The 10,262-nt window shown below is 71.9% G+C and carries 6 protein-coding genes; 1 reads left to right on the top strand and 5 read right to left on the bottom strand.

Annotated features, from left to right (window positions below; genetic code table 11):
* Positions 1-245 precede the first annotated feature (245 nt).
* The 5 genes from AOK08_RS05430 to AOK08_RS05410 form a co-directional block, all read right to left on the bottom strand.
* A complete protein-coding gene (locus AOK08_RS05430) occupies positions 246-2,051 on the bottom strand; it encodes an eCIS core domain-containing protein (protein ID WP_055524158.1) in 1,806 nt (601 codons plus the stop codon).
* A gap of 61 nt (positions 2,052-2,112) precedes the next feature.
* Positions 2,113-4,401, bottom strand: a complete 2,289-nt coding sequence (locus tag AOK08_RS05425; protein ID WP_241826843.1) for an ATP-binding protein — start codon at positions 4,399-4,401, stop codon at positions 2,113-2,115.
* On the bottom strand, positions 4,398-5,174 hold the full coding sequence (locus AOK08_RS42755) for a Pvc16 family protein (RefSeq protein WP_079053845.1): 777 nt from the start codon (positions 5,172-5,174) through the stop codon (positions 4,398-4,400). Before AOK08_RS42755 ends, AOK08_RS05425 begins: the two co-directional genes overlap by 4 nt.
* Positions 5,171-8,284, bottom strand: coding sequence for a DUF11 domain-containing protein (locus tag AOK08_RS05415; RefSeq protein ID WP_055524156.1), 3,114 nt, complete (start codon positions 8,282-8,284; stop codon positions 5,171-5,173). The genes AOK08_RS42755 and AOK08_RS05415 overlap by 4 nt, the downstream gene beginning before the upstream one ends.
* Positions 8,285-8,533: 249 nt before the next feature.
* Positions 8,534-9,157: a response regulator transcription factor gene (locus AOK08_RS05410; RefSeq protein WP_055524154.1), complete on the bottom strand. Its 624-nt coding sequence runs from the start codon at positions 9,155-9,157 to the stop codon at positions 8,534-8,536.
* A 237-nt stretch (positions 9,158-9,394) separates the two neighbouring features.
* Between AOK08_RS05410 and AOK08_RS05405 the strand changes: the two genes are divergently transcribed.
* Positions 9,395-10,262: COG1470 family protein (locus AOK08_RS05405; RefSeq protein WP_479683312.1), on the top strand; the 868-nt coding region annotated here is incomplete at its 3' end.

Genomic DNA, 10,262 nt, shown 5'->3' with positions numbered 1-10,262 from the left:
GTCCCCACCCCTTCGATCGGGCGGGAGCCGCTCTGGGCCTCCTCCACATACACACCCGGGGACAGGTACGTGGGCATCTTCGCGCTCCTCTTCGGCTTCGGACGACTGCGGACAGGCGAGCAGTGTCATTCGCGGGCGGGAGGGCGGGGTACGGCCACTCGCGCCGCGCGAGGGGACGCGTGGGGTGCGCGATCGGGCACCCCATGGGTACCCGCGGGGCGCCTGGCACGCCGGGTCGGCTTCAGTCAACGCATTTCGTATTTGAAGGTACTCGAATGGGCCTTTGCCAGCGTAAACGCCAGCATTTGACATCCCTGTTCGAAGTCTTTCATCTGCGTCGGGTCAACACCGTTCGCGCGGAGGAGACCGGCGACAGCATCATATTCCCTTACGGCCTGCTCACGGAATTCCTGGGCATCCGTTTCGACGTCGGTATCCCGGTGGAACTGGGACTGCTTCGATCCCGCATCGGTCGGCCCGAAAAGCGTAGATTTGTATATGGCTTCGGCAATATCCACCTCACCATTCGTGGAAATCACATGATTCAATGCGGCGATTGCTGCCACCGAGTTGAAAGCGGCGCGGCGGAACTCTGGCCCCTGAAACAGTGAGACCATTTTCAGACACTGACTGATAGCCGACGCATTCATACCGGCGAAAGCTTTCGCGTCTCCACCCAAATACGCTATGAATCGTTTGGCAAGGTCGACATCTGTCAATCCGGAGTGGATTTTCGCATTCTTGGCCAGCTCACGATAGCTGTGCCCTGCCCCTGCTCCACCCAACAGCCAGTTTCCGGTATGGCCGATGGTGTAGGTCGGATTCTGCCCCTCATGGTCACTGGCAAGGGGAACGAAGGATGTGACCATGCGGGACCGGTCGCGGAAATCGTGAAGGGTTTCGGGGACGGCCAGAGATGCCGTGCGGCGCACCTGCGCGAGGCGCTCGACCTTTTCCTGGTCGGTGAGTTGTCCCCCTCCGGAGCCGGACGAACTCGACGCGGACGAACTGGACGAGGAGAAACTGTACGAGCCAGACGCGGATGTACTGGACGCGGCGGAGCTTGATGCTGCAGAGCTCGATGTGGCGAAAGCGCTGGTCCTGATCGTCATGGAGGTGACTTGAGGTAGATTCTTCGCCTCTTGCGCACGGTGATGTGTGAGCGCCGCATTGATGAGATTCTCGTAATTCGCAAACCGTCCGTAGTCCTCCTCACCGTCCGCCATGGCTCGTATCCGCTCCACGATATGGCCGTGGGTCTTCGCGTCATATCTCCGCTGTGCCGCAGAGGCTTTCGCGAACACCTTTTCCTCATCAATTTCGTGGACGTTGCCCGAGTTGTAGACCTTGTTCGCCATCATGAAGGTGCGCTGGACGGGTGCCGGCCCTGCCTGCCCCGTGGCGTCCGGTGACGGCGGGGCACCGGAGTCGCAGCCGGTCTCCCGCCGCACCGGAACCGGCCCGGCCAGCACCCGCCGGGCGTTGGCCTCCGCTGCCCGCTCGAACACGTCCGACGGATCGCTGACGCGCAGCCCGGTCCCGGTGTCCGTTCCGGCGACGGGCCCCTGACGTTGCTGGATCACATGGGTGAGTTCGTGGGCGAGGGTGTGCCTGTCCCCACCGCCGGCACCGATGACCACATGGTTGCGTGAGGTGTACGCGCGGGCGTGGACGCCCTGGGCGGAGCGTTGGGCGACGGTGTCGGTGTGCAGGCGTACGTCCGAGAAGTCCGCCCCGAGGCGGGCCTCCATCTCGGTACGCAGGGCGTCCGGCATCGGACTGCCGGACGTGCTCAGTACCTGGCGGCACTGCGCGCCGGGGTCCGTCGCCGCTGTCTGCCGGTCCGCGTCGGCCTGCCGTTGCAGCATCGCGACGACGGCGGCGTTCCCGGCGCTCCGTTGCAGGGCCAGGACCGCGGCAGGCGTCAGCCGGCCGGCCGCACCGAGCGCCGCCGCGACGTGGGCCGGGACTGCCTGTCCACCCTGCTCTCCACCGTGCGACGCGGCGCGGTGGAGTCGCTCCGGGTGGTCCGGTTCTTCCAGCATTCTCATGCGAGGTGTCCTCACAATTCGGCTTCGGTGAAGGTGGAAGGGCGCTGCGGCCCGGGCGGCCTCAGCCGTCCCGCCGGGGCCCACCGCCCGCCCCGCCCAGGGGCGGCGTGAACTCGTGGTCCAGGACCAGCCGGCCGAGCTTGCGGTACTCCTGCTTGACGGCGCCGACCAGATCCGCCGTGGAGACCGGCCGCCCGCTCTCCGCCGCCAGATACGCGGCCGTGATCACGCAGGCCCTGATCGAGCCGCCGGCCAGTTCGAAGCGGGCGCAGAAGTCCAGGTCGAGCCCGTCGTCACGGGGGATCGCGGGGCCCAGGCAGCGGTCCCACAGGTCGCGGCGGAGCGAGGCCGCCGGCACGGGGAAGTCGACGATCACGTCGAGCCGGCGGATGAACGCCTCGTCGAGGTTGGACCGCAGGTTGGTGGTGAGGACGGCGATGCCGTCGAAGGACTCCATGCGCTGGAGCAGATAGGCGCTCTCCATGTTCGCGTTGCGGTCGTGGGAGTCCTTCACCTCGGAGCGCTTGCTGAAGATCGCGTCGGCCTCGTCGAAGAGCAGGATGCCGTTCACCCCGGCAGCCTCGGTGAAGATCCGTTCGAGGTTCTTCTCCGTCTCGCCGATGTACTTGTCGACGACCGAGGAGAGGTCGACGACGTAGAGGTCCAGGCCCAGGTCCCCGGCGATCACCTCCGCCGACATCGTCTTGCCGGTGCCGGACTCCCCCGCGAGCAGCGCCATCACGCCCCGGCCCCGGCCACCGCCCGGACGCATGCCCCACTGCCCGAGCACCCGCTCCCGGTGCCGAGCCCGGCGCGCGAGTTCGCCGAGCTGCTCGCTCACCGCCTCCGGCACGACAAGGTCCGCCCAGCCGACGGCCGGTTCGATACGGCGGGCGAGACGGTCGAGCCCGGTGGCGTTCTGCGCCCGGACCGCCGTGCTCAACTGGGCCCGGGTGACACGTCCGCCGGTGGCCGCCGCCAGACCGCGCGCCGTCACGGCGGCACGCCGGATCTGCTCGGGCGTCAGCACGTAGGCGGACATGAGGTCCACGACGACTTCGTCCTCGCTGCCCTCGCCGTCCGCGAGGCCCCCGGCCGGGGCAAGCGCCTCGCGCCACAGGGCCGCGCGCTGGTCGGCGTCCAGCCCGGGAACGGTGAGGGCCAACGGGCTCGCCGGGGCCCACTGGGGGTCCCAGCCGCGGCGCCCGGTGAAGACGACCGGCACGGGCAGCGCGGCCAGAGTACGCAGCAGCAGCCGGTGTTCCGGGTGGGCGACGGGCTCCAGCGCCTCCAGCGGTCCCACGACGAGTCCACCGCCGCGCAGCCGCGCCTCCCGGACCGCGACCGGCACCAGATGTTCCGGGTGGGGCAGCGCCGCCAGCGCCGAGAGGTCGAGCGCCAGCGCCGCAAGCCCGGCCCGCCGCAGGCCCGTGGCCGCCGTACCGGTCGCCGACCCGCCCTGCTCCTGGTGCAGATGAACCAGCCGTACGCCGGCCCGGAGCGCGGCGGCGAGGGAGGCGACGGGGGCGGCCACAGAGGTATCGGCCGCCTGCCATGGAGCCGGGTCACCCTCCTGCGAGAGGTCCGGCGGATCCAGGACGCGGAGTACGGCGTCGGTGCGCGGGTCGGGGTTGTCGTCGCCCAGCAGATACGCGGCCACCCGGTCCGGCACGCGCAGTCCCCGGGCGAGGAAGGGCCTGCCGGTGTCCTCGATCTCCAGCAGCCCGCCCCCCACCAGCGGGCCGCCCTCGGAGAACCGGGCGCGGACACCGGGATGCCGGGCGTCGGCGCCGAGCACGTCCAGGGCGAGCCCGATACCGGCCCGCCGCCGGGTGACGTCGTCGTTGAGATAGCCGTACAGCTGCTCGTAGCCGGTGTCGAGATCCGGGAGGAGGGCGACGAGGATGACGTCGACATCGAAGGAGCTCAGCCCGAAGCGCCGGGCGAGCGACTCCACAGGCGCAACAGCCCCGGCCCCCCGACTCCCGGTCGACTCCGCACCGGGCTCGGCACCGGGGTCGGCACCGGAGTCGGCACCTGGCTCCGGCGCACCAGCCGGTGGTGACCCCTCACGCGGGCCGGAGCCGATGCCGTCCGGCCGCTCCAGCAGGCGGCCGATGTACTCCTCGGACAGGTACAGGCCGCGCAGCGGATCGTCCGGATGCGGGTCGGTGCCACGCCGACGGTCCACCGCCGCGCGCACCAGCTCCTCGACGACACCGAGGCGGGCGAGCGGCGCCCGGTGGGCCGGGGCGGGACCGGGTTCGGCGGCGGGACGTGGCTTCGCGGACGGCCTCGCCGCGGATTCCGCAGAGGTCTCCGCAGAGGTCTCCACTGACGTTCCGTTCACCGTCGTACCGTCCCCGGCGCCGTACCGCCCGCTCCCGGGCCACGGACCCGGCGGGCGCCCAGCATCGGCGCGGCGTCCGGTCTGGGCTCGGGGGGCTGCCCGTCGGGCATGGCCTCGTCCACGCCCCTGTGCACGCCACCGTGCTCACCCTGATGGCGCGAGCGCCTTCTCTCGCTGCGGCGGGTCCCGTCCGGGCCGCCGCTCCTGTCCAGGATGTGCACTTCCATGCCGTCCGTGACCAGGGGGCCGACCGGTCGGGTGAGGGGTACCAGGGGAGCGGCCACGACCAGGTCGAGGGAGGGCTTGAGTTCGCCGCCGAGTGCCGACCAGACGTCGGCCAGCGCGCGGTGCCCGGCGGGCGGGTGGGCGACGACCAGCGGGACGGCCAGGTTCAGCTCGGCCAGTGAACCGGTGAGCCGCTCGGGTGCCAGGCTGCCCGCGCCCACCAGGCCCGCCAGCAGCAGCGACAGCAGCCGGTGCTCGTCCTGGGGCCGTTGGGTCCAGGCGGTGACCAGGTAGGAGAGGCTGTACCAGCGGGGCGGTTCGCTCCGCCGTACGGTCCGGCCCTGGTCGTCGACCTCGTCGCGGAGGCCCGCCTGCCGTCGGTCGAGGTCCTCGCGTACGTCGTAGAGGAAGACGTTGACGGCGGGGGCGCCGGAGCGTCTGGCCACCCATTCCCGGGTGGGGGCCTCGAAGACCACCTCGGCGCCGGTCTCCCCGAGGATCTCCTCGGCCAGCAGGCCCCGCAGGGCCTCGTCCACCTCATGGATCACGGTCGCCGCCCGCCCGACGAAGGCCGGACGGGCGCCGCGCCCGCACCCGGGTTCGCGCCGACCGGCGTACCTACGGGCGCACCGGCCGACGTACCGGCCGGCCGGCCGCCGTCCGTGACGGCCTGCCACAGCGGTGGCAGCAACTGGTCCCTCGTCACCAGGAAGGGGGCCGTGACCGGCCCGAACCCGGTGCCCGAGGCGGTGACCGTCCGGTGGCCGGTGCTGTCGCCCTTCAGGATCAGCATCTGCGCGACGAACGTCCCGTCGGCCCCGGGGACGGCGGGGTTGGCCGCCGCCGTGATGCCCGGGTTCCAGGCGAGCCGTACCGGTAGCCCGGGCGGGAAGTCCGTCCCCCGGACCAGCGTGACCGTGCCCGGTCGGCCGACCGGCGGCCCCGCGGTGATCACCGGCTGACGTACCGCCAGGTCCGTGTGGGCCCGTACCGCACCGCCCGCCGCCGGCCGCGAGGTCGCGCTCACCGAGGCGCCGAGACGGTAGCGGCCGGCCGCCGTCAAGGTCAGTACTGCCTGTACGACGGCGGAGCCGCCCGGCGGCAGGGCCGCGAGCGCGCACCCGGCGGCGGTCCGGCAGGCGTCGGGCAGCCCGCTCACCGTGAAGGTTTCGGGGAGTACGGCGGCCAGTGACAGTCCCTCGACGGCCCGGCGGCCGGGGTTGGTCACCGTGTACGTCACCGTGACCGCGCCGCCGACGTAGGCGGTACCCGTGCCGGTGCCGGGGGTCGCCACGACGGTCAGTACGGGCGGGGCCGCCGGTGGGGCCGGGGGCGGCGTCGGCGGCGGCGTGGGTGCCGCGCCGACCGTGAGCTGCGCGGTCGCGTGGTTGTCGGCCGTGTCGGGGTCCTGTACGGAGCCGGACACGGTCCAGACGAGGAGCGCGGAGCCCTCTGCCACGGCCGTGAGGTGGAGTGTCACCGGGACCTGTGCCGCCACGGTCAGCGCGCCGAGGTCGCAGGTGAACCGGGCGACGTCACAGCTGCCCGTACTCGGATCCGGGCCCGGCTCCATGGCGGTCAGGCGCAGGCCCGCCGGTACCGAGACGACCAGCCGCGCGGCCGGTTCCGCCACCGGGCCGAGGTTGCGTACGGCGACCGTGACGGTCGTCCTGTCGCCGGGTTTCAGTTCTCCCGGGAGGGAGAGCGGCGAGGTGTCGAGGTCGGCGGTCGGCTGCCAGGCCGGGGACTCCTGGAAGCCGCCGTCGGCGCGCGATCCCGAGTACCCCAGGGGCAGCAGGACCGTGCGGGTGCCCGTGGCGAGGTCCACCGTGTTGATCCGGCGCTGTTCCAGGTACCGGCCGGTGAAGGCGATCCGTGATCCGTCGGGGGACCAGGCCGGGGCGGTCCGGTCGGAGGTGCCGTCCGGGAGCGGGCGGCGGTCGGTGCCGTCCGCGTCCATCAGCCAGACGCCCTCCGCGCTGACGAAGGCGATCGTGGAACCGTCCGGCGAGAGCGCGGGCGCCGCGTCGCGCCGTTCGTTCTTGTCCGGTACGGAGACCGCGGTCAGGTCGGTCGCTCCGCCGCCGTCAAAGGCGCGTACCGACCAGATCGCCGTCCAGTCCCGCTCGTTCTCGTTGTTCCCTTCGGTGATACGGGTGAACAGCAGCGTGCGGCCGTCCGGCGCGAACGACGGGTCCAGGTCCAGTTCGCCCGCCGCCTGGTCGACGCCGAAGACCTCCTGCCCCGAGGCGACGTCGATCACGGAGATCCAGATCCGGTGCCGGTCCGCGACGTAGCCGTCCCGCACGACCGCGATCCGGCGGCCGTCCGGCGACCAGGCCGGGGAGGTCTCCCTGGGGTCGGCCGGAGACAGGGTGCGCAGCGGGCGGGCGGCGGATCCGTCGGCGTTCGCGATCCAGATCCGGGGCTTGAACTCGTCGCTGCTCACCCGCTCGATCCGGGCGAAGGCGATCCGGCGTCCGTCGGGCGAGTACACGGGTCCCCTGCCGGTCCAGCCGTTGTTGGAGGCGGGGGCGGCGGCCGACAGACCCAGGTCGCGGGGGTCGGATCCGTCGGGCAGCATGTCCGAGAGCTCGGGATCGCGGGACGCCTCCGCCGAGTCGCGGGCGACGAGCAGCTCGGTGTCGCCTCCGGCCGGGGTGTACCAACTGGGGCCGCTGACCTCCCGGTTCTCCGTCAGCCGCAGGACGGGGGCCGCCGCTCCGCCGGCCGACGCCGTGTAGACGAGGTCCCGCCAGTCGTTGTTGCCCGGCTCGCCGTGGGTGATGAAGGCCAGGCTCGTGCCGTCCGCCGACCAACTGCCCTCCCGGCCCTGCCAGTTCGCCGGAAGCGCCGGGGACTGGGCCCCGTTCGGGGACCGCAGCACCAGGTGCGTTCCGTCCTCGGCCGGATATCCCCCCGGCCGCCCCTCGCAGGTGTAGACGAGCGTGCCGGCGCCGGTCGGCGACCAGGCGGGCTCGGTCGCGCCGGGGCCGTCGGCGCAGTCCTCCGCCGTGGTGAGCTGCCGTACGGGCCCGCCGCCGCCCGCCGCCGGGGCGGTGAAGAGCTGGTACGAGGAGGCGTCGCCGAGCCGGGCGCTGAACGCCAGCTGTCCGCCGTCCGCCGACCAGGCGGGCCAGGTGTTGTCGCCGGAGTGGGTGATCCGTGACGTGCGGCCGTCCTCGACCCGCGCGACCCAGATGTCGTGCTGCCCGTCGGTACGGCCGGTGGTGGCGGCGAAGGCCACCTGTTTGCCGTCCGGGGAGAGCCGTGGGTGCTGTACGCCGGTCGCCCCGGTGGTGACCCTGATGACGGGGCCGTCGCCGCGCTGGATGAAGACCTGGGCCTCGGCGGAGTCCCGCAGACTCGTCCAGACGACGGCGTCGCCCTGCGCCGAGGCGTCGTCGTCGTAGTGCTGCGGGCCGGGGAAGAGCGGCACGCTGGCCGTGGCGCTCCCGGCACCGAGGGCGACCGTGCCGAGGCTGCGGTGCTGCGTGCCGTAGAACGCGACCCGCCCCGGGGCCGCGGTGTCGGTCGGCGCCGCGTTACCGCTTCCCTCCGGGGTGACGATGCCCAGCAGCGTCCCCAGCAGCAGGAGCGGGAGCGCCCTGACGGCAAGGCGCCTGCTCCTCCCGTGGCTCCCGTGAGCACGCGGCATGCGAACGCTAGGGCGCACCGGCTCGTTCCCTCCCGATTCCTCGGCACCGGGGCAGGAGCCAGCGCTCGCCCCCGGACGGTCAGACGGCCGATCCTGGTCGCCCGCCGGTGGGCGCACCCCGTACGGCAGCGCAGAGAAGGACGCAGAACCCGTTACCCCATCGGGCAGCGGACGCCCGTACGGCGAGCGGCGGACGGTGGGGTAAGGGCCGGGGTTCGAGGAGCCCCTGGAACTCCCCCGCGAAGAGCCTCAGATGAGGCCCTGCCGCAGTGCGTACGCGACCGCGTGGGTCCGGTTGCGCAACTGGAGCCGGCTGGTGACGTCGTGCAGGATGTTCTTCACGGTGCGCTCCGAGTAGGAGAGGCTCTCGGCGATCTCCCGGGTGTCGAAGCCGTCGGCGACAAGCTTGAGCACGCCGATCTCCCGCGTGCTCATCCCGGAGTACGACAGCCCGCGCGGGTCGAGCAGTTGCTGGTGCATCTTGCCGACCTGGGCCAGCAGCCGGGCCAGCAGGTCGGACGGCATGCTGCTCTCGCCCCGGGCCGCGAGCAGGGCCACCTGGACGATCCGGTCCGGGGTGGCCTCCGAGCGGCGCACCACGCCCAGGACCCCGCACTCGGCCGCCGTGACGAGGCCGGCGTCGTCGACCCGCGAGGCGATCAGCACGACGCGGGCGGCGGACGTACGGCCGAGGCGGCGCAGCAGGACCACGGTGTGGTCGTCGACGCATTCGGAGACCACGAACACGACCGCCGCCCGCGCGTGTTCGGATTCCTGGAGTACCCACAGTTCAGGACGCTGCTTGAGCTGGCTGACCACGCCCGACCTGGAGATCTGGTCTTCCGCGAGGACCAAGACGGCAACACGTTCCACTTCGCGCTCCTGCGTTCCCGGCCATGACCGGGTGAGGACCGGCCGGCCAGGTGTCGATGTCGAATCAGGTGTCGATGTCGAATGTCAAGTATCGAATGTCGAAACCAAGGGAGCACCGAGCATGCACTTACGGACTTTGCGTGCACTTAATGTGAAGCTAATGGGAAGGGATGTTGCCTCGGGTTCTTCCCGATCGGGTCCTGGCGCGGAGCGGTGATCTTCCTACAGTCAGGGGCCATGACAGCAACTGCGCGGTTGGCTCCCCCGTCCCTCTCGGTCGAGCCCGGAGGAAGTCAGCAGGTCACGCTGCACGTCCGCAACGGCGGTGACATCGTCGAGGCGTACCGGTTCGAGGTGGTCGGCGCGCCGGCGGCCTGGTCCGTGGTGGAACCGGCCGAGCTGTCGCTCTACCCCGGCACCGGCGACACGGTGACCCTGACCTTCCAGCCCCCTCGGACGCCCGAGGCCCCTGTCGGGCAACTGCCTTTCGCGGTACGGGTCGTGCCCTCCGAACGACCGCAGGAGGTGACGGTCCCGGAAGGAGCGGTGGAGGTTCTGCCGTTCCACGAGGTCGAGGCGGCGCTGCTCCCGCGCTCGAACCGGGGACGGCTCCGCGCGGGGTTCCAGGTGGCGGTGCGCAACCGGGGCAACATGCCGGCCGAGGTGTCGCTCGCGACCTGGGACACCGACGAGAAGCTGCGGTACCGGGTCCACCCCGAGCAGGCCGAACTCGCGCCCGGGGAGGAGGGCCACCTCAAGCTGACGGTACGGCCGCGCCACCGCATCCTGCGCGGGGCGGAGAAACGGCACGCCTTCCAGGTCCGTGTCGTCCAGGCCGGTGAGCCGGGCGAACCCATCGACGGCGCGTACGAGCAGCGCCCGCTGATGCCGGCGATGCTGCCCAAGGTGCTGGCGCTGACCGCCGCGGCTGCCGCTGCCCTGGCGGCGGCGTGGTTCGGCCTGCTCAAGCCGGCCATCACCTCGACGGCGGGCGCGGCTGTCAGCTCCCAGGCGAGCCAGGCCGTGCAGTCGGCGGTCAAGGAGCAGCAGCAGAAGGTCGACTCGGTGGCGTCGGCCGCCGCGAGCCAGAGCGCGGCGGCGGCAG

The organism is Streptomyces graminilatus, from assembly GCF_001418565.1.
GTDB lineage: Bacteria > Actinomycetota > Actinomycetes > Streptomycetales > Streptomycetaceae > Streptomyces > Streptomyces graminilatus.
Note: the sequence above shows the minus strand (reverse complement) of the source record. Positions and strands in the feature narration are given on the sequence as shown.